The sequence below is a fragment of the Rhizobium sp. Root1203 genome (genome assembly GCF_001424945.1).
Taxonomy (GTDB): Bacteria; Pseudomonadota; Alphaproteobacteria; order Rhizobiales; family Rhizobiaceae; genus Rhizobium.
Genome location: NZ_LMCW01000001.1, coordinates 109,811 through 131,852, shown reverse-complemented (window position 1 = coordinate 131,852; position 22,042 = coordinate 109,811). Strand labels below are relative to the sequence as shown.

Here is a 22,042-nt window from a genome sequence, read left to right as displayed (position 1 = left end):
GCAAAAAGCTTGGTTTCCGGGCCGATCATCAGCCTCACGCAAGCCAGCAATCCTATCCCTTCGGTTGAAAATAACGATCAGGTTTGGACTGACGATGAATATCATTATCGGATTTGTGATTACCTGCGGCTGCATCGTCGGCAGCTTCATGGCGATGGGCGGGCATATCGGCGCGCTCTGGCAGCCTTTCGAGCTCGTGATCATCGGCGGCGCCGGCCTGGGCAGCTTCATCATGGCGAACCCGATGAAGGTTGTTAAGGACTCCGGAAAGGCGCTTGGAGAGGCCTTCAAGCACTCGGTGCCGAAGGAGCGGAACTACCTCGATACGCTCGGTGTCCTCTATTCTCTCATGCGCGACCTGCGTACGAAGTCCCGCAACGAGATTGAAGCCCACATCGACAATCCGGCGGAATCCTCGATCTTCCAAGCGGCTCCGACCGTCCTGAAGAACAAGGAGATCACGGCATTCATCTGCGACTACGTTCGCCTGATCATCATCGGCAACGCCCGCTCTCACGAGATCGAGGCCCTGATGGACGAAGAGATCAATACGATCCTTCACGACAAGATGAAGCCATACCACGCCATCCAGATCATGGGCGACGCTTTCCCGGCGATCGGCATCGTGGCCGCCGTCCTTGGCGTCATCAAGGCGATGGCCCACATCAACGATTCGCCGGAAGTTCTCGGCCACCTGATCGGCTCGGCGCTTGTCGGAACCTTCCTCGGCATCCTGCTTTCCTATTGCCTCTGCTCGCCGCTGGTCTCCCAGATCAAGGTCGTGCGTTCGAAGCAGCATCGTCTCTACGTGATCGTGAAGCAGACGTTGCTCGCCTACATGAACGGCTCGGTGCCGCAGGTCGCGCTCGAGTACGGCCGCAAGACGATCTCGGCCTACGAGCGACCTTCGATCGATGCCGTCGAGCAGGAAATGATGAACCCCGGCGGCGAGAACAAGGCGGCGTAAGGACATGAATGCTCCACTCCAGAAACCAGTGATGGACAACGCTCTCCTCGCCAAGCTCACGGGCAGACTTGGCGACCGGGCGACAATCGAAAAGCTCTGCAGCTCGTTCGGCGACGTCTATTGCGAATTCCTGCCCGACATCATCAAGAGCGAGACCAACCTCGACGTCGAGGTGAGCTATATCGGCTGCCACCGGGGCTTTAAGAGCGATCTGATTGCCGATCTCGGCGAGAGCGTCACGCTGGTTCATGCGGTATTGCGCAACTGGTCGCAGAATGTGACGCTCGCCTGCGGCAACCGCTTCATCATCACCCTGATGGAGCATCTTCTGGGAGCTTCGCCGGAATCGGTCGAACAGCCTGCAGATCGCGTGCTCTCGGCCATCGAGCTGGAGCTTGCCGTTACGGTCTTCGAAAAGATCGCCAATGTGCTTCGTTCCGCGGTGAACGCACCGGGCGGCTTCGAACCGATCCTGGAGCTGCCGCACGCAATCGAAACGCCGACGAAATCCGCCGACGACAAGGTCGACGAGTTCGCGGCGGCCATCACCATGGCGATCACGCTTTCCGGGATCACCTCCGAGTTCTCGCTGATCGCGCCGCAGGCTGCACTGCTGAAGACCACTGTTACCGCCCCCCGCGCGCAGAACCAGGCTGCAAAATCGTCCGCGTGGACCGAACAGCTTACGGAGCAGGTGCGTCGTTCGCAGGTTACGCTCGATGCCAAGATTCGCCTGCAGGACCTGACCCTCAGGACGATTTCGAAATTGGCGGCAGGCGACGTCATCCCCTTCCACGACAGTGGCGATGTCCGCGTCGACGTCAGCGCCAACAGCAGGGACCTGTACGTGTGTGAGTTCGGACGCTCGGGCGAGAATTATACCGTCCGGGTCAAGGATACGATCAACTCGGATGACGAGCTCATCCGCCACTTAATGAATTAGGCCATTTCGGTCCCCCTGCCCCAAGGCAGGTTGAGGCAAGTTTCAACTGGAATAGTGATTTTCATGGCGACGAAGAAGACAAACCAGAACAGCGATCTTTCACTCGAGCTTCCGGGCAACGAGGCTGAACTTGATCAGGCTATCGACGACCTGCGCGGCGTTCTGAAAACCGACGCGGACGGCGGAATGCCGGACTTCGGCGATGAAGCCGACGCATTTAGCGGCGGTACCGATCTCTCGACCTTCGGCGGCGATCTCGACGCAGTCGGCGAGACGACCTTCGGCGGCGATGATTTCGGCGGCTCCTCGGACTTCGGTGCCACGGACTTCGGCGGCGCCGCGGACCTTGGCAATTCGACGTTCGGCGCACCTGCTCCGGTCGCGGCTCCGCTCGGCAGCGCCATGCAGTCGAACCTCGACCTGATCATGGATATTCCGATCGATGTCCAGATCATGCTCGGCAGCAGCCGCATGCAGGTGTCCGGCCTGATGAACCTGAACGAGGGGGCGACGATTGCCCTCGACAAGAAGATCGGCGAGCCGGTCGAGATCATGGTCAACGGTCGCAGGATTGCGCGCGGCGAGATCACGGTTCTGGAAAACGACGACACGCGATTTGGTGTGAAGCTGATTGAAGTACTGAGCACAAAGAAAGCCTGATCCCGATGTTGGGACGGAGAGGTTAGACCATGATGGACTTTGACGATTTCGGCGGCGCTCTTGCCGAGAAACCGTTGACCCAGGCTGAAAAAGCAGCGGCCGTTCTTCTCGCTATGGGAAAAGGGGTCGCTGGCAGGCTGTTGAAGTATTTCACGCAGGCGGAGCTGCAGACGATTATCGGATCGGCGCAGGCATTGCGCGCCATCCCGCCGGATGAACTGCTCAGTCTCGTCGCAGAATTCGAGGATCTCTTCACCGAAGGCGCGGGTCTGATGGACAACGCGCGGGCGATCGAGAGCATCCTCGAGGAAGGCCTCACGCCTGATGAGGTGGATAGTCTCCTCGGCCGGCGCACAGCTTTCCAGGGCTACGAAACGTCTATCTGGGACCGCCTCGGAGAAGGCGATCCCGTCTTCATCGGCAAATTCCTGCTGCGCGAACATCCTCAGACCGTAGCCTATATCCTGTCCATGATGCCGTCCTCCTTCGGCGCCAAAGTCCTGATGCAGATCCCGGACAGCCGGCGCGCGGACATCATGAACCGCACCGTCAACCTGAAAGCCGTGAGCCCGAAAGCCGCGATGATCATCGAGAAGCAGGTCATGACGCTGCTTGCCGAGATCGATGCGGAGAAGAATTCGATCGGCTCGACGAAGGTCGCGGAACTGATGAACGAAATGGACAAGCCGCAGGTCGATACGCTGCTGACCTCGCTGGAATCAATCAGCCGCGAATCGGTCAACAAGGTTCGCCCGAAGATCTTCCTGTTCGAGGATCTCATGCTGATGCCTCAGCGCAGCCGCGTGATGCTGTTGAACGACACCTCGGCAGATATCCTGACCATGGCGCTTCGTGGCGCATCCTCGGAGATGCGCGAGACTGTTCTCGCCTCGATCAGCCCGCGCCAGCGCCGCATGATCGAATCGGATCTGCAGAGCGGCACGGTCGGCATCAACCCGCGCGAGATCGCCATTGCGCGGCGCGCCATCGCCCAGGAAGCGATTCGCCTGTCCAATTCCGGGCAGATCCAGCTCAAGGAAGCGGAAAACGACGGCGCGGCCGCAGCATAAGGCGCTGTTGTTGTGCACAGTCGGACAGCTTTCGACTGTCCCGATTGATCACGGCGGTGACGACAGATACCCTTCGAAGCGGCCGCACTCAGGTGCGGCCGTTTCTATGTGATGGAGGGTCGCGACCTTGGCCGACGACGACGACAAGGACAGCAAAACAGAAGACCCTACCGCGAAAAAGAAAAGTGACGCGGCCGACAAAGGCAACGTGCCGTTTTCGCGCGAACTGCCGCTCTTTGCGACAGTTCTTGCCACCTTTGTCTATCTGATCTTCTTCCTGCCGAATGGCCTCAGCCGGGTTGGAGAGTCGCTCAAGGACATTTTCGAACAGCCGGATCAATGGAAGCTAGAGACCGGTCCGGACGCGCTCTCCCTGTTCGTCCACCTCGCCTGGGTGTCCGCCTCGCTCTTGGCGCCGGCGATGATCCTGTTCATGACGTTCGGCGTTGCCGCGTCGATCGCGCAAAACCTGCCGACGCCCGTGCTCGAGCGCATACGTCCGCAATGGTCGCGCATTTCGCTGGCCAAGGGCTGGTCGCGGATGTTCAGCCTGCCGGGCTTGATCGAGTTCGGCAAATCGTTCGTCAAGATACTGATCGTCGGCGTCGTGATGTTCTTCGTCTTGAAGAGCGAGTATTTCGGCGCGATCGATGCAATGTTCTCGGATCCTTCGACCATTTTCACGCGCATGATGTCGGGGATGCAGAAAATTACCGTCGTCGTGCTCGTCGCGACTGCCGTGGTCGCGATCGCCGACTTCTTCTGGACGCGGCATCACTGGTTCACCGAACTGAAGATGACCCGGCACGAGGTGAAGGAAGAAAACAAGCAGTCGCAAGGCGATCCATTCGTAAAAAGCCGCCAGCGCTCCGTGATGCGCGACCGTGCGAGGCGCCGGATGATCGCCAGCGTGCCCCGCGCGACCATGGTGATCGCCAACCCGACTCACTACGCGGTTGCCCTGCGCTACGTGCGCGAGGAAAACGATGCGCCTGTCGTCATTGCCAAGGGCCAGGATCTCATCGCGTTGAAAATCAGAGAAATCGCGGAAACGAACGGGATTCCCGTTTTCGAGGATCCGCCTCTCGCCCGCTCCATGTTTGCGCAAGTCTCGGTCGATAACGTCATCCCGTCTGTATTTTACAAGGCCGTCGCAGAGCTCATTCATCGGGTTTACGCGACGCAGGCCAAGAACAAACGGGTAAAATAGCCGAATGAAAAAATGCCCCTACTCTGCCCAGCGTGAACAAATTCTTGCGGAAGCAATCAGCCAGGTCGCGACGGAACTGCGCCTTCTGGATGCTTCGGACCTGATCTCGATCCTGCGCTTTGAGTACTACGGCAACCTTAAGGATCTCGTCTCCTCGGCGGCCGAGATGTTTTTCCATCCCGGCACGGTGAATTTCGGCCACGGCGGCAGCTATACGCTGGAATGGGGTGGCAAGCCGGAGGTCGTGATCGATCTTGAAATCAAGCCGCGCGGCGTGACCGTCTATGCGCAGCTGACGCTCGCCGCGGAGTTTGCCGGCATCGAGATCAACCACATCGCGTTCGAGAACCCTTCGGCCGATCCAGACGAGAACACCGCCTTTCTGGAGCGCAGCCTTCAGAACGCACGCTATATCGTGCCGCCGCTGCAGGCGCTGGCAAGCTGACTTTCGGCCCTATCGTTCGGCTTAGCTGATGTAGCCGAGCCGAATTGCTTTTGCGATCGCTTGAATACGGTTGACCGAATCCAGCTTGATCGTCGCGGAACCGAGATAGGCGTTGACGGTATGGACCGAGAGGCCAAGCTTTTCCGCGATCTCTTCGCTGATCCGGCCGTCGCCGGCGAGTTGCAGACAGGCGATCTCACGCTCGCTGAGCGCTTCGGCGGCCGTTACGCGCCGCTCGTCCAGCGATAGAAGATCGATGATCACATGACAGGATCGACCGTGTAGCTCCACGATCATGTCGCTCGGCGGATCGAGGTCGTCGCCGGTGAAGACCACGAAACCATTTCCGATCGCGCCGAGGCGAACGGGAAAGGCCATGCCGGAAAAAGGGACGAGACCATCCTGCAGGCGCGCCATGAACGGCCCAAGGCCGGCGGGGCCGGGAAGCCCACGATCGTGCCCGCCAGCCCAGGCCAGCGGCAGAAGCGATTTCTCGATGTGCTCCAGGAGCGCGTCGCCGTAGGCATCGGCAAATGCCTTGCTGAACCCGGCGTTGGCGGGACCCCAATTCTCCAGCTCGCAAACCAGCCGCTGCTTGGCAGGCAAGCCCGAACCGGTCATTCGATAGACGGCAAAGTTCTGGGCGTCGGCCAGCTTCTGCATCGCAATCAGGCGCGGAAAAAGGTCCGATCGGCTGCTCACCTTGCCGCTGCGCAAAGCCCGCATGCCGTCCGAATTGCCAAGGGTCCTGCCCACTGAATGCGCCATTAGCCGTTCCCCTAAACGAGATTGTTCCTGACCGCGAACGCTATGGCTTCAGAGCGAGTCTTTGTCGCTGTCTTTCGCATGACGCTGGTGATGTAGTTGTTGATGGTATTGCGCGAGATACCAAGGATCATCGCTATTTCGTCACTCGTCTTGCCTTCGGCGATCCAGAAGAGGCATTCCAGCTCTCTGTCGGTCAATTCGAAGTCGCGGTCGCTCTTGGAAACGCCGCACTGCAGCAGGCTGGTAAAATAGGCCGTCAGCAGGCCGACATCCCGCAACCGCTCCTGCGACAGGATGAAGCCGTCGTCGAACAGGAACATCAATGCCAGCCGCGAGCGGCCGATGTTGAACATCAACGAACAGTACTGGCGGCTGGCGCCATCAGGTACCTCGGCCGTCGGCGGCAGGAGGGCGAAATGCGGTTGGAAGAGCTGCATGCATTTTTCCAGCTCGGTCGAGCGGGCAAAGCCTCCGACGAACGTGTCGCCGAGATTGGTGACCAAGTCGAATGGCCAATCCGACGTCACGACAAAGTCCAGGCCGGCCTCCTGAACCAGGTCGGCCCGGGCAAGAAGATAATGGGAAGCGCCCACATAATCGGTCAGGATACGGAGTCCCGGCTGCAACCTTCCCGTGCTTAGCGTCTCGGACAACTGACTTATCAGTTCGTCGCGAGATGACAGGTTCGTTGCGGCGATGCCGACGAAGTTTGCCGTGTGCGTATCGCTCTTGAGCGCTTGCAATATATGCATGTCCATTGGCAAATCCTGCGGCTGAGAACCGATCACGACAGAAGCTAGATCCGCGGCTTCCTGTACAGATATGCAGCTTCTCCGCGAATCACCCAAGACTACGCCAAGCGCGAAAAATCGCTATCTCCGAGTTCTTGGGATTTACTTCCGCTGCATTTTGTGCGCCGATTCGCACATCGATCTCGTCTTTTGAAAGCCTATTGAAATTAGGATGATTCTAGGCCTTGTGGCAACACGATTCGCGTCAAACGCGAATCGAAGCTCGGAACCGTGTCTTTGAATGCACACAAATGAAAAAGGCCGGTTGCCCGGCCTTTCGTTATGCGGCGTTTCCGACCGCCCATTTTCGGAGGATTTTCGCAGCGCGTTCCTCGTTGATTTCGACCATTCGGCTCAGTTTGCGTTCCGGGCCTTCCTTGACACGGCGATTGAAGTTGCCGTCGTCGTCGCCCAGACTGAGAAGATCTTCCGTGCTGTCGAAACCGAAATCCGATCCGAAGCCGTCCATCAGCGCGCCGCCGCTGCCTGCGCCGGACGCCGGGGCAAAGTCCGGCAGTTCCAGACCGGCACCTTCCGGTGACGTGTCGCCCCCGACGTATGCACCGCCGGTCACGCTGCGGACCATCGGACGGACGCCCATCCAGACCACCAGGAAGGCGACCACGACAAAGGCGAGCGAGTTGATGATGCCCGCCAGGTTGCGGCTCAGCATATCCATCACACGGACGCCGGTACCGGTATCCTCGAGGAGCTGGTTGTCCAGAAAGTCCATCGCCGTAACCGTGACGACGTCGCCGCGATTGGTGCTGGTGCCGGCTGCGGAGGCCACGATCTTCTGCATTTCCGCCAGATAGGCGTCGACCTCGGCCTGGTCGACCGGCTCGCCGACCATCTTCGCAATGCGGCCCTTGTTCACGACAACGGCGACTGAGAGCTTTTCGACCTTGTAGCTGTTGCGGGTCGTTGCGGTGGTCTTGCTGTTGATCTCGTAGTTGGTCTGCTCTTCCTTCTTGTCCGACTTGTCCTGTGACTCCGGACCGGTGGGACCGCCTGAGTCGGGTGCCGCCTGCGGAATGTTCTGTTCGACCGTCGTTGCGTTGTCGGATTGCTTCTGCTGGGACTGGGACGCTTCCTTGGTCGTGCGGATGGAGCGTTCGACCTTCGATTCCGGATCGTAGACGGTTTCCTGGATCTGCTGGCTGTCGGTGTTGAGATCGGCGGTCACGCTGGAGCGGAAATTGTCCATGCCGAGGAAGGGGGCGAGCGCCTTGTCGATGTTCGATTCGACCTCGTCCTGAACGTTCTGGACGATATTCAGCGAACGGTTCAGGGAGCTGTTGCTCGCATCGTCACCCGACGCGAGCAACTGGCCGGCAGAATCGAGGATCGTGACGTCTCCGACGTCCAGCCCCGGCACTGCCGAGGCAACCAGATGACGGATGGAGGTAGCTGCGGTGCGGCCGGTGGAGGCGCCGGCGCGGATCATGACGGAAGCCGTCGGCTTCTGTTCCGCTCTGCGGAAGTTGCCGACCTCGGGCATGACGATATGAACGCGCGCTGCGGTAATGCCGGAGATGGACTGGATCGTGCGGCCAATCTCGCCTTCGAGCGCTCGAACCCGCGTCACTTCCTGCATGAACGAGGTCAGACCGAGCGAGCCGACATTGTCGAAGAGTTCGTAGCCCGCATTGGCGCTGTTCGGCAGACCGCGTTCGGCAAGCAGGAGACGTGCCTTGCCGGTCATGCCGGCAGGCACGGTAAGGCTGGTACCATCCGTGCCGACCTGGAAACCGATATTCGCCTCGGCAAGCGCGATGCTGATCTGGTTCAGATCCGGCGCGTCGAGCCCGACATAGAGCGTTTCCTGAGCGGGTTTATTGACCAAAAAGGCCGCACCCAGAATAAGCGCAACGGAAACCACCCCGATGCCGGCCAACGCCAGCAAGCGATTCCGCCCTAGCGAACTGAAGTTCCTAATAATCTGAACTAATTGATTTAACAGATTCATTCTGTTCTCGCACGATCTTCACAGACAAAGCAGGCTTATTGCCTCATTCGACAATAAGGGCCGAAACTTGTGCGAGCGTTTCGTATCGACGTGCGGGGAAAAGTCCGTTTAGAAGAAGTCGAAGTCTCCGGCCGCCTTGTTGAGGGGCTGTGAATGGCCGTGACGCATGGCGCCTGCCAATGCATGCTGCATCTCGCTCAATTTGACGAGGCTGAGGGCGGTGGCGACATCGACCATCCAATCGTTGGAGATTTCGCTGGTGATGGTATCGATGAACTCCGCGAGACCACGGGTCTTCTGGACGGCAAGGTCGATCCCCTGCATCACTTTCATGCTCTCGGGCGAATTCAGGAGATCGGCGCCACCGCCCAGGTCCAGGAGTTGAGGCTCGATCCGCTCGATCAGATAGGCGACGTCGTGCAGTTCCGAGACAACCCGCATCAGAATATCGGGAAGCGCCTCGGTTGGCGACGGTTGCTCCATCTTGGTATTCACGCTCATTGGAACCTCGGCTCAGAAGAATTCGATGCTGGTTTCGACCGGCTTTTGCGGAGTAACCGGACGCTGTTCAAGTGCGACGGTTCTCTGAGTTTCGGCACCGGTCAGTGGATATTGCCGGGCGCGGCCCGAGACCGGCCAGAACTCGAGCTTGCGTCCATGGTCACCACCGGTACTGGATCCAACGACGGGAATGCCTTCATCCCTCAGGAACTGCGTGGCGAAGGCGGCGTTCTGTTCTCCGACGTTTGAGAATGTCGAGATCGTCTTTGCTCCGCCGAAGATCTTCGCCTCCAGCCGGTCGCGTCGCGCGCCCTGCTTCAGGAGGCCGTTGATCAGCAGTTCCATGAGATGCACCCCGTAGCGCGTGGCATCCCCACCGGTCATCGGTGTCGTCGCATTGCCGGGCAGGAGGAAGTGGTTCATACCTCCGACGCCTGCCACGGGATCCCGCAGGCATGCAGCCACGCACGAACCAAGAATGGTCGTCAATACCGCGTTCGGATCGTTCAGGACCTTCCATTCGCCCTGAATGATATGGACGCGGCGGGCCGCAACCTCGACATTCATTTCAATGCTCCGAATACGGCTTCGATAGCCGCCTTCATCTTTTCGATGGTGAAGGGCTTGGCCAGGACGTTGTTGGCGCCGAGCGCGGCCGCCTTGGTCACCAGCGCACGGTCGCCCTGTGCGGTCAGGATGATGAAGGCTGCCTTCTTCGTTGCCGGGTTGTTGCGGACGGCCTGAAGCAGGCCGAGACCGTCCATCTTCGGCATGTTGAAGTCGGAGATCACCAGGTGGTGCGGCTGCTGGGCCATGATCTTCATGCCCTGCTCGCCATCGCCTGCGGACGTGATCTGCTTGAAGCCGAGCTGGGTCAGCGCGTCGCTGAGCAGCAGGCGGCTCGTTACCTGATCGTCGACGATCAGAACTTTGATTTTCTCTGCGATGGACATTAGTCGATTCCTTCCTTTCGGGCGGCTGTCATTTTCAAGATTTCTTCACCGATGGCATTCAGCGGCAGCTGCTGCTCGACTGCACCGAGTTCGTGGGCGACCCTTGGCATGCCGTAGACCACGCAGGTCTTCTCGTTCTGTCCGAGCGTGCGGGCGCCGGCATGGCGCATCTTAAGGAGACCGGCTGCGCCGTCGCGCCCCATGCCGGTCAGGATCACGCCCACGGCATTGCGGCCGGCAAGTTCGGCAACGGAATCGAAGAGTACATCGACCGACGGCCGATGGCCGTTGACGGGGTCGCGCTCAATAAGGCGACAGCACGGTGCGTGCGCATTGACCACCTGAAGATGGCGCTCGCCGCCGGGGGCAAGATAGATCTTGCCGATCTCAAGACGCGCACCATCCGTCGCTTCCTGAACAACGGGCGCGCAGAGACGATTGAGCCGGTCTGCAAAACTCTTGGTGAAGGTCGGCGGCATGTGCTGCGTGATGACGGTCGGCGGGCAATTGGCCGGGAATTTCTGCAACACGGCGATCAGGGCCTCGACGCCTCCTGTCGATGAGCCGATCGCAACGATCTTGCGGCCGACACGGAAATCGGCAACGGCGGGCGGCGGCGTGACCGGTGCTGGCTGCGTATATTGGCGGCGTTGCGCGCGGGCCGCGGCCTTGACCTTTTCAGCCAGGTCGGCGAACGGGCGGGCATCGCCCGGCTGCGGCTTGCCGACACAATCGAAGGCGCCGATCTCAAGCGCCGCCAGCGTCGCGTCGGCGCCGCGATGCGTAAGCGTCGAGACCATGATGACAGGCATCGGGCGAAGCCGCATGATCTTGTCGAGAAACTCGAGACCGTTCATGTTCGGCATCTCGATGTCGAGCGTCAGCACATCGGGGTTCAGCTTCTTGATCGCCTCGCGCGCCTCAAGCGCATCGCCCGCCTGACCGATGACGCTGACATCAGGGTCCGAACTCAGCACGGCCGTGATCAGGCCGCGCATGGTTGCGGAATCGTCGACGACAAGAACCCGTGCAGGCGCGCTCATGCCTTCCTCCCGAGACCCTTGGCCGTATACCGGTAAGTGGTGATACCAATATTGTCGAAGACGTTCTTGGCATCGCCCGAGACGCGCTCGGAATGACCGATATAGAGATGGCCGCCTTCCGGCAGCAGCTCGGCGAAGCGCGACCAGATCTTCATCTGCGTCGGCTCGTCGAAATAGATCACGACGTTGCGGCAGAATATGACGTCGAACTTGCCCTTGAACGGCCACTGGGCCATGAGGTTGAGCTCGTTGTAGGTGATCAGCCGCTTGACGCGGTCATCGACTTGGAATTTCCGGCGTCCCTGCACCTCGACTTCGCTGAACCATTGCTTGCGCATCGCGGGCGAGACGGTTTCGAGCGCGGCTTCGTCGTAGGCGCCGGCACGGGCAATGGCGAGAATCTTGGGGTCGATGTCTGTCGCCAGGATCCTGAAGTCGTAGTCGGCGATATTCGGCATCATCGACAGGACGGTGAGCGCGATCGAATAAGGCTCCTGGCCGTCCGAGGACGCAGCGGACCAGATTCGAACCCTGCCGCCCATCTTGGCGCGCTGCAGCAGGTCGGGCAGGACATGATCGCGCAGATGCTCGAAGTGATGGTTCTCGCGGAAGAAGCGCGTGAAATTCGTCGTCAGATGCGAGAGCATCTCCCGGCGGGGCGCGGCCCCCGCTGGCGAAGAAACGAGCGAGCAATATTCCCTGAAACCCGACAGGCCGAGGTTTCGAATGTGCTTGGAAAGACGCGAGTAAACCAGCGATGCCTTGGTCTCGTTGAGGAAAATTCCCGCATCCGAGTAGATCATCGCAGCAATTTCCGTGAGGTCGCGGCGGGTCAGCGGATATTCACCGCTCGCCAGCACCTCGTCCGGGCTTCCCTGCCTCACGTCTTTGGCACTCAGGACATTCATGCGGCTTCGCTTTCCGATTCGGGGAAGATCGCTTCGAGTTCGAGGAGGCAGATCATGCGCTTGTCGATTGCCAGGACACCGCGAGCAAACTGCCGCTGCATTTCCGAGGCGATCTCAGGCGTGGGCTGAACGTTGTCTTCCGTCACAGTCAGAATGTCGGACACGGCATCAACCAGCAGGCCAACGACCTTGCGGTATACCTGGGCCACGATAATGACATGACGCGCCGTCGGCACGGTCGCCGGCATGCCTAGGCGCGCCGACAGATCGACAATCGGCAGCACGGCACCGCGCAGATTGATGACGCCCTTCATGTAGGCGGGCGAGTGCGGCATCGCCGTTGCCGGCGTCCAGCCGCGAATCTCGCGCACCGACATGACATTTACGCAAAATTCCTGATCGCCGATGCGGAACGCGATCAGCTCGCGGTCCCCATCCTTCAGACTTTTTACGGCATACGACATAGTGTTATCCTACCGCTGCCAGCGACATTTCCTGCTTCAACGCCTGACCGCGGGAAGCCCCCACGACGGCGTCGACGTCCAGGATGAGTGCCACGCGCCCGTCGCCCAGAATGGTCGCAGCAGCGATCCCGGGAACGTGCGTGTAGTTCGCCTCGAGGCTCTTGATGACAACCTGGCGCTGGCCCTGGATCGCGTCGACCATCAGGGCGCGCTGACCGCCCCCTTCGGATTCGACGAGAAGGGCAACGCCATCGACGGGGTTTGCCTGCGTCGCGCGGAAGTTCAGGATACGGCCGACATCGACCAGCGGGCAGAAGCTGTTGCGGATCGAGATCAGGCGATGGTTGGCGCCGAAGGAATGGATCGCGGCGGCTTCCGGCTGCAACGTTTCGACGATTGCCGTCAGCGGCACCACGAGCGTCTGCCCCGCGACCGTGACGACCATGCCGTCGAGGACCGCAAGCGTCAGCGGCAGGCTCATCGTGAAGACGGACCCCTGGCCCGGCTTCGAGGTGATGTTGATGCGGCCACCGAGCGCCTGGATCGAGCGCTTGACGACGTCCATGCCGACGCCGCGGCCTGAGATGTCCGAGATCTTGTCGGCTGTCGAGAAGCCCGGCAGGAAGATCAGGTTGTCGATTTCCTCGTCCGTCAGGTTGCTGTCGGCGGGGATCAACTCGTTGGCAATCGCCTTCTGGCGAACCTTCTCGCGATTGATGCCGGCGCCGTCGTCGGCAAGTTCGATCAGGATACGGCCCGAACGATGCTTTGCAGTGAGGCGAACCGTGCCTTCGACGTTTTTGCCGGCGGCAGCACGTTTCTCCGGAGTTTCGATGCCGTGGTCGACGGCATTGCGGATCATGTGGGTGAGCGGCTCGGCCAACTTGTCGATGACCGTCTTGTCGACTTCGGTATTTTCACCTTCGGTGATCAGGCGGATCGTCTTGCCCGTCATGTCGGCGATTTCGCGAACGATACGCGACATGCGCTGGAAGACCGGCTTCACCGGCTGCGCGCGGATCGCCATGACCGAATCCTGGATCTCACGGGTCAGCTGCTGCAGCTCTTCCAGCCCCATGTTGATCGAGGAGGTGCCGGTCGTGTCGTTCTCGATGACGCTCTGCGACAGCATCGCCTGATTGATGACGAGCTCGCCGACGAGGTTGATGAGGCGGTCGACCCGATCGAGATCGACGCGGATCGTCTGGCCGGCGCTCGCTGCGGCGTTGTTCTGGGCTGCGGCGGCAGCGTTTGCGGCAGCAGCCGCAGCAGATTCCTTCTTCTCGACGCGCGCAGCGGCGATCTGCGTCACGTTGGACGCCGTTTCAGCGGCGGAGACCGCGGCGGCAACATCGGATTTCGGCAGCTCGGCCGGAATACCCGCATCGTCGTCGAGGACGGACAGGTCGAACGGAACCGGGATCATCGGCAGTTCTTCGCTGGCGGCAACCTTTGCCGCTGCCTCGGCGACCTTGATCTCCAGGTCGCAATCCCATTCCGCAAATTCGAAGACGGTCCGGATGGCGTCCTCGCCCTTGTCGGTCTTGATCGTGACGTTCCAGTGGAAATAGGCCGCTTCCGGATCGAGCTCGTCGAGGCCCGTCAGCGCATCCATGTTGCAAGCACAGCTCATCTCGCCAAGGCGGCTCAGATCACGCAACAGAAGCGTGGCGTCGTTGCCCTTCGAGTAAAGGTCGGACCGCGGTTTGAATGCAATTTCGTACGACGGCATGCCCGAGGCCGCCTCCTCCTCGTCGCCGAAATCGTCGAACGAGAAGGGGATCGGCTGGAAACCGCTGTCATCCGCCGGCTTCGGCGCGGCTGCGACCGGTGCCGGCGCGTCTGCCGCAGCGGACGGAGACGGAAGTTCGCCATTGGCCAGCGCCTCCAGCTCCTTGACGAGACCGCGGCTGCGGCTCTCGTCGACACCCCCGCCGTCGCGGGCAGCGTTGGTCAGGTCCGCAAGAACGTCGGCCGACTTCAGCATGACCTTCAGGACGTCCTGTGTCGGTTCAAGCTTGTTGGAACGAACGCAATCAAGGGTGGTCTCAAACACATGTGCGAAGGCGACGAGATCGTCCAGACCAAATGCGCCAGCGCCGCCCTTGATCGAATGGACGGCACGGAATACCGCGTTGACGGTTTCCGGATCGCGATCGCCATCATTCATTTTCAGAAGACCGGACTCCAGTTCGGCGAGCTGTTCCTCGCATTCCTGGAAAAAGATCTCTTTGATTTCGTTCATATCCATAGGCGAAAATCCTGGGTTTAAGCGGTTACGCGCTCAATGGCATCGATCAGCTTGGCAGGGTCGAAAGGCTTGACGATCCAGCCGGTGGCACCGGCCTGGCGCGCGCGGTTCTTCTTTTCCGCATCGCTTTCGGTCGTCAGAACCAGGATCGGGATTGCCCGGTATTTCTCATTGCGGCGGACACCTTCGATGAAACCGAAGCCGTCGAGACGCGGCATGTTGATGTCGGTGACGATGACGTCCGGATTGGATTCTTCCAGGACCTCAAGTCCCTCGATACCGTCTTCCGCCTGGATCGTCTCGAAGCCCGCATTGTTCAGCGTCACGAGAAGCATGTTACGAATGGTCCGTGAGTCATCCACGGTCAGTACTTTTTTCTTCATTGCCGGATCTCCTTGGCAAGCAGATGGTGGATGTCGACACCGATCAACTGCATGGTTTTCTGAAATGCGTCCGAGACTTTGGTGAAGGTGAACGCCAGTTTGTCCTCATCCCAGGTCTTGGCTCCCGCCATCAGCACCTGCGCGCCAAGCGTTCCGACACGCTCGACGGCAGAGGCATCGATCGATACGTCGCTGCCCCGGAGCGACAAGAGCTTGTCGCGCAGGACGGTCGCTTCGTTGAGATCGAGGACCGCTGCCAAATTCAGCGTCTTCACATTCTTCTTTGCTGCCATCAGCTTTTCCTTGTTCCCTGATTTGCGCTCAGTGAATGTGAGCCGCCGTCATATTCCAATGGTTCAGTAAACACTCCGACCTCCCCCGAGGCTTGCGAGCGGCCGGCCGAAGTCAAAACCTTCGTCCTCGTTCTCCACATTCGCACGAACCGATTGCACCTCGACGGCGCGCGTGGGACGTCGCGCCGTCTCGGCATCCTGCCGGGCCAGGCGGAACTCGCGAACGGTGCGGCCGAGTTCGACGATCACGGTGTGAAGATCATCGGCGCTTTCAGCGGATTGCGTTGCATCGCCTGCACCCTCAGCGACGCGTGCGCCGAGGCCCTTGACGTCCGTGGTGACCGTATCGAGTGCGGAAGCATGCTCGTTCGCCTGGCTGGCGACGGTCGCGATCGCGGCGTTGATCTCCGTGACCTGGCGAGCGATGCTGCCGATCGAATCCTGCGTCCGGCCGACCATCTGGACGCCCGCTCCGACCTGTGCCTTGGTCGTGCTGACCAGCGTTTTGATTTCGCGCGCAGCGTCTGCGGACCGCTGTGCCAAGGCGCGTACTTCCTGCGCTACGACGGCAAAGCCGCGGCCGGAATCGCCAGCCCGAGCCGCCTCAATCCCCGCATTGAGCGCAAGGAGATTGGTTTGAAAGGCAATTTCATCGATCGCGCCGATGATCTGGCCGATCCGTTCCGCGGACTTCTCGATATCGGCCATCGCCGTGATCGCGCGACCGACGACCTCCCCGCTTTCCTCAGCGGCGACACGGGTCGAAGCAGCGGCCTGCTCGGCGGCGCGGCTGCCCGCAGCTCCCTGGCGAACGCCTTCGGAAAGTTCGGCAAGAGCCGCGGCCGAAGAGAGCAACTCCTCGGCATGGCCGGACGCATTGCCGGCGAGACGCCGCGACGTGTCACCGAGCACCTGCACGGAAGCTTCCGCCGATGCCGTCTTCTCGCCGATCGTCCGGAATTCGGACTGCAAGACATCGAGGGCGCCGTTCAGCGCCTCGGCGATGTCGCGATGCGCACCGTCCGGCTCGACTGCTGCACGGACCGTGAGGTCGCGGGCGGCAAGGCCTTCGATGACATCGGCAAACATACGGGACACTTCAGCCTTGTCGGTGTTGCGCTGGTCGGCAAGCTGGCGCTGCTGGGAGGCGCGCAGCGCATTGAAGCGCAGGGATACCGCGATCTCCACGTCCACCATGACGAGCCGAATGATGGCGTTCATCAGCTCTGTCGTTTCGCGGGCCCGGCGCCTGGCGCCCGGCAGCAGAGGACGGCCTGAAAGTTCGGCAGCAAGACCCGCTATGGCATGTTCGAGCACGACGCCATGGCCGGCGATGTGCCAGCGCGGGTCGAGGCCCATTTTGCTTTCGGTATCCGACAGCACCTTCACACGCTCGGCGTAGAGGCTATCGAAGCGCGCATCGGTCAGCACGTCCCAGTGGGACGCCTGCAGGTCGTGGAGCCGCTCCACCTGACGCTCGCTCTCGAAATTGCGCGCTGCATCCGGAAACGACTGGAAACGGTGGAAGAGATCGCGAAGGCCAGCCGTCAGGTGCTGCTGGAGGGCGGGCCGGTGGCGGCGAACCATGTCGCACTGGTCGGTATCGAGGCCGGCAAAGCGCAGTCGATCGCGCAGGCTGCCTGCCTGTGCTCCCCGTGCCTGATCCGATGGCATGTCCTGCCCCAACGCCTGTCCCCAACACTGTCCGGGCGGACGCCCGGCGAAAAAATCCATGCTTCATGCAATAAGCGCGGATCGCAGGCGGCAGCAGGACACCGGCGATCGCCGGCGGGCTGAAGCATCCCGGTCAGTGCATATTGTTGCAAAGCTGCTTGAGAGATGGATACCGGATCGACCCGGTACGGCGGTTCGGCGTCATGCCTGGTGGGGACGAGTCAATCTTCCCATTCCGACGTAGGATTGAATGTTTATGGTTAATTCCTTGCCTGAAGGTTAATACGCATTTTATGAATGCCCGCTTTCGTGGCAACGCGAATTACCATCTATGAAATACTGGGCTTGCGTTGCTTGGCTGCTACAAGTCTGAAGCAAGCTTCGTGCTATATCCCCGCCGAACTGTGACATGACGTCTTAAGGATCGGGCAATGATTGTTCTCGGATTGGGTTCGTGCTTACTGGCAATAGCCGTTCTTGCAGCCGTCGCGCTGCTCGATCGTATCGCGGCAAACCGCGGCGCTTTGTCTCTTCGCGTCCTTTGAATCTCCGTCGTAAATTCACAGTATGACGACGCTGACGCGTTAGTTCTCACGCAACAGCTGTACCGGCCCCTCCCCGGGTCCTTGGGCAGTTCAACGGAATCCGGTTCATGTCTGCCCGGCTAGGTCTCTTCGTCATCATCGGCATCACGCTGTGGCGTGTCGTCACGCTTCATTTCGACAGCACGGATCTGTTTGTCGATGAAGCGCAATACTGGCTTTGGTCACAAAACATCGACTTCGGCTACTACTCGAAGCCACCGATGATCGCCTGGATCATCCGGGCGATGACCGAGATCTCCGGTTCGACGTCGATATTCTGGATCCGGGTCTGCGGCCCGCTGGTCCACATGGCGACCGCCTTTGTGTTGATGAAGACGGCGAAGCGGTTCGTCGGGCCCGAAGTCGAAGGCTGGACCGGCGTCACCTACATCACGCTGCCGGGCGTAGCGCTGTCTTCGGTCTTCTTCTCGACTGACGTCGTCCTGCTGTTTTTCCTTGCCGCCGCGCTGTTTGGCTATTTCGGACTTACCCGGCAACGGTCGATCGGGCTGGCGCTGCTCATGGGGATCGCCTTCGGCTGCGCCTTCCTGTCGAAATATGCGATCCTGTTCGTCGTTCCCGGTGGTTTGATCGCCTTGATCCTTATGCAGTCGGCCCGCATCGCCTGGAGAGATTTCTTCATTTCAGCAGGTGCAGCCATCGCCGTGGCCTCGCCGAACCTGTGGTGGAACGTCACGCACGACGCGACGACGGTGAAGCATACGACGAACATTGCGCATTGGAGCGCTCTCAGCATCGACGTGCGCCGCGGCGTCGAGTTCTTCGCGGCGCAATTCGGCGTCGTCGGACCGATCGTGTTCTTTGCGATCCTATGGGCGGTCTACCGAGCCATCAGGGGCAACAGCAGCGCATTCGAAACGCTGCTGATATGGCTTTCGGTTCCTGTCATTCTTCTCATCACCTTCCAGGCGCTGGTGGCAAAAGCCTATGCCAACTGGGCCGTGACCGCCTACGTCGCCGGAACGATCCTTGCCGTCTGGCTGCTCCACCGCGAATGGCCGAAAGGATTGCGGATTTCTCTGGCCCTCAACGGATTCGCAAGCATCGCCTTTCCCTTGGCAGCGGTCTTCGCGCATCAGCTCGTACTGCCCAACGGCAACGAGGCGATGAAACGCTATCTCGGACGTAGCACCATCAGTCGCGAGGCCGCCGATCTGGCACGCCAGTCCGGCGTCACAGACATCGTCAGCGACAGCCGCGACATGCTTGCCGATATGTTCCATACGCTCAGAAACGAGCCGTTCCGCCTCTATGCGCGTCCGCCCGCTGGCACGCCGGAGAGCTACTACGAACAGACTTTTGCGATGCCGGATGACCTCAGCCGGGACGTTCTGTTCATCACGACACAGCCCGTGACCTGCGCGCAGACGCCGGTGGCCGTCGGGTCCTGGGAACCGGCTGACGGATACTATCGCGGCAAGACCATCTACGCGTACAAAGTCTCGCCACGCTGCCTGATGCGCACCAGATAGAGTATCATTCGGTTGATGGGAGGCAGAGACACGTCCCCACTCCCTCGACTTCGACAAACGCAACGCCACCTTTTTCGAAAGCCATGCGCAACTGCGCTTCTGTCGCACGGTGGATTTCGTGGTGCCGGCCCTCGTAATCGCGGATCGTGCTTCGCGAGACTGCTGCCTGATCGGCAAGATCGAGTTGCGTCCAATCGAGCAATCCGCGAGCGGCGCGGCACAGTGCCGGTGTCAGAATTGTTTCCTTTGCGCCTTGACCCATATCGTCAAACCACCCATATTGGTTGATATAGGTCATATATGTCATATTTTTAACGGGATATCCAGTTCGGGAGACAACGATGCCGCACGATACACCTTTGATTTCGACGATCGTCGGGGGTCTCGTGCTTGCGTTCATTCTCGGCGCGCTGGCCCACAGGCTCCGTCTGCCGCCACTCGTCGGCTATCTCGTCGCCGGCATTTTGGTCGGGCCGCACACGCCCGGCTTCGTCGCAGACCAGGGATTGGCGCCCGAACTCGCTGAAATCGGCGTCATCCTGCTCATGTTCGGTGTCGGCCTGCATTTCTCGCTCAAGGACCTTCTCTCGGTGCGCGGTATCGCCGTGCCCGGAGCGATCGTTCAGATCGCCTTCGCCACCCTGCTCGGTTGGGGATTGGGAGCGATCATGGGATGGCCGACGGGAGGGAGCCTCGTCTTCGGCCTCGCTCTTTCCGTCGCTTCGACAGTGGTGCTTCTGAAGGCACTGCAGGAGCGGCGGCTGGTCGAAACCGAACGCGGCAAGATCGCCGTCGGCTGGCTGATCGTCGAGGACCTTGCCATGGTTCTGGCACTCGTCCTGATACCGGCAGCCGCCAGCATCGGCGGCGGCCACGGAACAGTCGAGCCGCTTTCTGCTGCCGTCAGTCGTTTGTTCGGCCTTGATCTCGGCATCGGCGGCATCATCGCCATGACGCTCATAAAAGTGGCGCTGTTCGTCGGCGTCATGCTGATTTTCGGGCGGCGCGTCATCCCCTGGACGATGCACCGCATCGCTCATACCGGCTCCCGCGAGCTTTTTCGCCTCGGCGTGCTTGCGATCGCTCTTGGCGTCGCGTTTGGCGCTTCGAAACTCTTCGGCGTGTCGCTGGCGCTCGGCGCCTTCTTCGCGGGTATGGTTCTGGCCGAAAGCGAGCTCAGCCACCGTGCCGCGCAGGAAAGCCTGCCGCTTCGCGACGCTTTCGCGGTGTTGTTCTTCGTGTCGGTCGGCATGCTGTTTGATCCGAACATCCTGGTCGACAAGCCGATCCCTCTGCTTGCCACCGTCTTCATCATCGTTATCGGAAAATCGCTGGCCGCCTTCCTGATCGTGCTGTTGTTCCGCAAGCCGATAGGAACGGCGCTGACGATTTCAGCGAGCCTCGGGCAGATCGGTGAATTCTCCTTCATTCTGGCCGCGCTGGGCGTCGATCTGGGACTGCTGCCGGAAGAGGGACGCGATCTGATCCTTGCTGGCGCAATCATCTCGATCATCCTAAACCCGCTTCTCTTCTATGCCTGCGACCGGCTTCGTCCGCTCCTCGAACCAGCCAAGCGCGACGAACCGGCCGCCGAGATCAAGGAAGAGGCGGCGCCGGAGCCCGCCGAAGCGCCGCTGGCGGTCGCAGACGAAGTGCACAAGACCGCACTTCGCGGGCACGCCATCCTGGTCGGCTACGGACGCGTCGGCAGTATCGTTGGCCAAAACCTGAAATCATCCGGAACACCCTTCCTCGTCATCGAGGACTCCGACAAGCGCATTGCCGAACTCAAGGACCAGGGGATCGAGGTCATCAGCGGCAACGCGGTGTCGCGCGACGTGCTCAACCTCGCGAACCTTGCCGGCGCGCGCAGCCTGGTGATCGCGATCCCGAATGCCTTCGAAGCCTGCGGCGTGGCGGAACAGGGACGTGCCGCCAATCCGAGCGTGCTGATCGTCGCGCGTGCGCACTCGGACGCGGAAGTGGAAGAACTCAAGGACTACGGCGCCGACACCGTCATCATGGGCGAGCGGGAAATCGCAATGGGCATGCTTGACCGCCTCTCTCAAGTGCATCATGACAGTGCACCCTATGAAGACGAGGCCGAGGCTGGTACAATCCAAGCCGAGGAAACGCCTTCTCCAGAAAAAGAATGAGAGACTTCTGCACCGTTGAGCCGGTTCGAGATTGAAAAAGCAGACGAACACGGGATGAGGCTCGACGCGCGCCGCATGACGGGTCGCGTTGCCGTTTCTCTCGCCGTTGCGATCTTCGCTTACCTCGGCCTTCTCTTTGGCGGCAATCTCGTGCTCGGTCCGGCGCGCGGGCCGAATTCAGTCTCGTCTTCGAGCAAGGACGGCCAGCCGCTGCAGCTCAGCGCGCGGGACGCAGTGCGCGGAATTCTCGCCGCCGACCGCAAGGTCGCGCCGAAATACGTCGCCTACGCTTCGGGCGCGGCGATCCCTGCGAACCCGCCTGCCATCGAATTTGCCTTTCGTCGCGACGCGACGCTTTCGTCGCCCGTCGACCTGCCCCTCCATGCGACCAGCGCGAAAGCCTACGATTCGCGCGGCCCGCCGACGGCAACGGCCTGATCTGCGCGCCTGACCGGCGCTTCCTATCTGCATTTACGACACGCTGCCCGCGCGACACGCGCAGGGTCAAGCGTTATC

General features: G+C 60.6%; 23 protein-coding genes. 9 read left to right on the top strand and 14 right to left on the bottom strand.

From position 1 onward, the window contains the following. Positions 1–94: 94 nt before the first annotated feature. The 6 genes from motA to ASC97_RS00685 all read left to right on the top strand — a co-directional run bounded on the left by motA (position 95) and on the right by ASC97_RS00685 (position 5,295). Positions 95–967, top strand: coding sequence for a flagellar motor stator protein MotA (gene motA, locus ASC97_RS00710; protein ID WP_057466443.1), 873 nt, complete (start codon positions 95–97; stop codon positions 965–967). A gap of 4 nt (positions 968–971) precedes the next feature. Continuing rightward, positions 972–1,910, top strand: coding sequence for a FliM/FliN family flagellar motor switch protein (locus ASC97_RS00705; protein WP_057466442.1), 939 nt, complete (start codon positions 972–974; stop codon positions 1,908–1,910). A gap of 63 nt (positions 1,911–1,973) precedes the next feature. Then, positions 1,974–2,570 (top strand): flagellar motor switch protein FliN, encoded by a 597-nt coding sequence (fliN, locus tag ASC97_RS00700; protein ID WP_057466441.1) that lies wholly within the window; start codon positions 1,974–1,976, stop codon positions 2,568–2,570. Positions 2,571–2,599: 29 nt separating this feature from the next. Further along, on the top strand, positions 2,600–3,640 hold the full coding sequence (gene fliG, locus ASC97_RS00695; RefSeq protein ID WP_057466440.1) for a flagellar motor switch protein FliG: 1,041 nt from the start codon (positions 2,600–2,602) through the stop codon (positions 3,638–3,640). Between the two features lie 127 nt (positions 3,641–3,767). Beyond that, complete coding sequence (gene flhB / locus ASC97_RS00690) at positions 3,768–4,850, top strand: flagellar biosynthesis protein FlhB (protein WP_057466439.1); 1,083 nt, start codon at positions 3,768–3,770, stop codon at positions 4,848–4,850. Positions 4,851–4,854: 4 nt separating this feature from the next. After that, positions 4,855–5,295 carry a hypothetical protein gene (locus ASC97_RS00685; protein WP_057466438.1) on the top strand — a complete coding sequence of 147 codons (441 nt, stop codon included), beginning with the start codon at positions 4,855–4,857 and terminating at the stop codon, positions 5,293–5,295. 21 nt (positions 5,296–5,316) lie between these two features. On the opposite strand, the gene visR is transcribed toward ASC97_RS00685, so the two are convergent. The 13 genes from visR to ASC97_RS00620 form a co-directional block, all read right to left on the bottom strand. Continuing rightward, positions 5,317–6,063, bottom strand: a complete 747-nt coding sequence (gene visR / locus ASC97_RS00680; RefSeq protein ID WP_057466437.1) for a transcriptional regulator VisR — start codon at positions 6,061–6,063, stop codon at positions 5,317–5,319. Positions 6,064–6,074: 11 nt separating this feature from the next. Continuing rightward, on the bottom strand, positions 6,075–6,821 hold the full coding sequence (visN, locus tag ASC97_RS00675; RefSeq protein WP_057466436.1) for a transcriptional regulator VisN: 747 nt from the start codon (positions 6,819–6,821) through the stop codon (positions 6,075–6,077). Positions 6,822–7,134: 313 nt separating this feature from the next. Next, complete coding sequence (gene fliF / locus ASC97_RS00670; protein ID WP_057466435.1) at positions 7,135–8,823, bottom strand: flagellar basal-body MS-ring/collar protein FliF; 1,689 nt, start codon at positions 8,821–8,823, stop codon at positions 7,135–7,137. A 108-nt stretch (positions 8,824–8,931) separates the two neighbouring features. Continuing rightward, positions 8,932–9,324, bottom strand: coding sequence for a chemotaxis protein CheT (gene cheT / locus ASC97_RS00665; protein WP_057466434.1), 393 nt, complete (start codon positions 9,322–9,324; stop codon positions 8,932–8,934). 12 nt (positions 9,325–9,336) lie between these two features. Continuing rightward, positions 9,337–9,891, bottom strand: coding sequence for a chemoreceptor glutamine deamidase CheD (cheD, locus tag ASC97_RS00660; protein WP_057466433.1), 555 nt, complete (start codon positions 9,889–9,891; stop codon positions 9,337–9,339). After that, positions 9,888–10,277 carry a response regulator gene (locus ASC97_RS00655; protein WP_057466432.1) on the bottom strand — a complete coding sequence of 130 codons (390 nt, stop codon included), beginning with the start codon at positions 10,275–10,277 and terminating at the stop codon, positions 9,888–9,890. The genes cheD and ASC97_RS00655 overlap by 4 nt, the downstream gene beginning before the upstream one ends. Beyond that, positions 10,277–11,320, bottom strand: coding sequence for a protein-glutamate O-methylesterase CheB (gene cheB, locus ASC97_RS00650; RefSeq protein ID WP_057466431.1), 1,044 nt, complete (start codon positions 11,318–11,320; stop codon positions 10,277–10,279). The genes ASC97_RS00655 and cheB overlap by 1 nt, the downstream gene beginning before the upstream one ends. After that, the gene (gene cheR / locus ASC97_RS00645) at positions 11,317–12,228 is read right to left on the bottom strand and encodes a protein-glutamate O-methyltransferase CheR (RefSeq protein ID WP_057466430.1); all 912 of its coding nucleotides are present in this window, start codon (positions 12,226–12,228) and stop codon (positions 11,317–11,319) included. The genes cheB and cheR overlap by 4 nt, the downstream gene beginning before the upstream one ends. Beyond that, on the bottom strand, positions 12,225–12,692 hold the full coding sequence (locus ASC97_RS00640) for a chemotaxis protein CheW (RefSeq protein WP_057466429.1): 468 nt from the start codon (positions 12,690–12,692) through the stop codon (positions 12,225–12,227). The genes cheR and ASC97_RS00640 overlap by 4 nt, the downstream gene beginning before the upstream one ends. Positions 12,693–12,696: 4 nt before the next feature. Next, the gene (locus ASC97_RS00635; protein ID WP_057466428.1) at positions 12,697–14,943 is read right to left on the bottom strand and encodes a chemotaxis protein CheA; all 2,247 of its coding nucleotides are present in this window, start codon (positions 14,941–14,943) and stop codon (positions 12,697–12,699) included. Positions 14,944–14,960: 17 nt separating this feature from the next. Then, positions 14,961–15,326: a chemotaxis response regulator CheY1 gene (gene cheY1, locus ASC97_RS00630; protein ID WP_003545492.1), complete on the bottom strand. Its 366-nt coding sequence runs from the start codon at positions 15,324–15,326 to the stop codon at positions 14,961–14,963. Next, positions 15,323–15,619, bottom strand: a complete 297-nt coding sequence (locus ASC97_RS00625; protein ID WP_057466427.1) for an STAS domain-containing protein — start codon at positions 15,617–15,619, stop codon at positions 15,323–15,325. Before ASC97_RS00625 ends, cheY1 begins: the two co-directional genes overlap by 4 nt. A 63-nt stretch (positions 15,620–15,682) precedes the next feature. Then, positions 15,683–17,293, bottom strand: coding sequence for a globin-coupled sensor protein (locus ASC97_RS00620; protein ID WP_057466426.1), 1,611 nt, complete (start codon positions 17,291–17,293; stop codon positions 15,683–15,685). Positions 17,294–17,945: 652 nt separating this feature from the next. On the opposite strand from ASC97_RS00620, the gene ASC97_RS00615 reads away from it, so the two are divergent. Beyond that, a complete protein-coding gene (locus ASC97_RS00615; protein WP_057466425.1) occupies positions 17,946–19,370 on the top strand; it encodes an ArnT family glycosyltransferase in 1,425 nt (474 codons plus the stop codon). A gap of 4 nt (positions 19,371–19,374) precedes the next feature. Here ASC97_RS00615 and ASC97_RS00610 read toward each other — a convergent pair whose 3' ends face one another. Further along, positions 19,375–19,677, bottom strand: a complete 303-nt coding sequence (locus tag ASC97_RS00610; RefSeq protein ID WP_057466424.1) for a transcriptional regulator — start codon at positions 19,675–19,677, stop codon at positions 19,375–19,377. 34 nt (positions 19,678–19,711) lie between these two features. Here ASC97_RS00610 and ybaL point away from each other — a divergent pair, with 34 nt between their 5' ends. Continuing rightward, on the top strand, positions 19,712–21,526 hold the full coding sequence (ybaL, locus tag ASC97_RS00605) for a YbaL family putative K(+) efflux transporter (protein ID WP_057466423.1): 1,815 nt from the start codon (positions 19,712–19,714) through the stop codon (positions 21,524–21,526). A 54-nt stretch (positions 21,527–21,580) separates the two neighbouring features. Next, on the top strand, positions 21,581–21,964 hold the full coding sequence (locus ASC97_RS00600) for a hypothetical protein (RefSeq protein WP_057466422.1): 384 nt from the start codon (positions 21,581–21,583) through the stop codon (positions 21,962–21,964). The last annotated feature ends 78 nt before the right edge of the window (positions 21,965–22,042 follow it).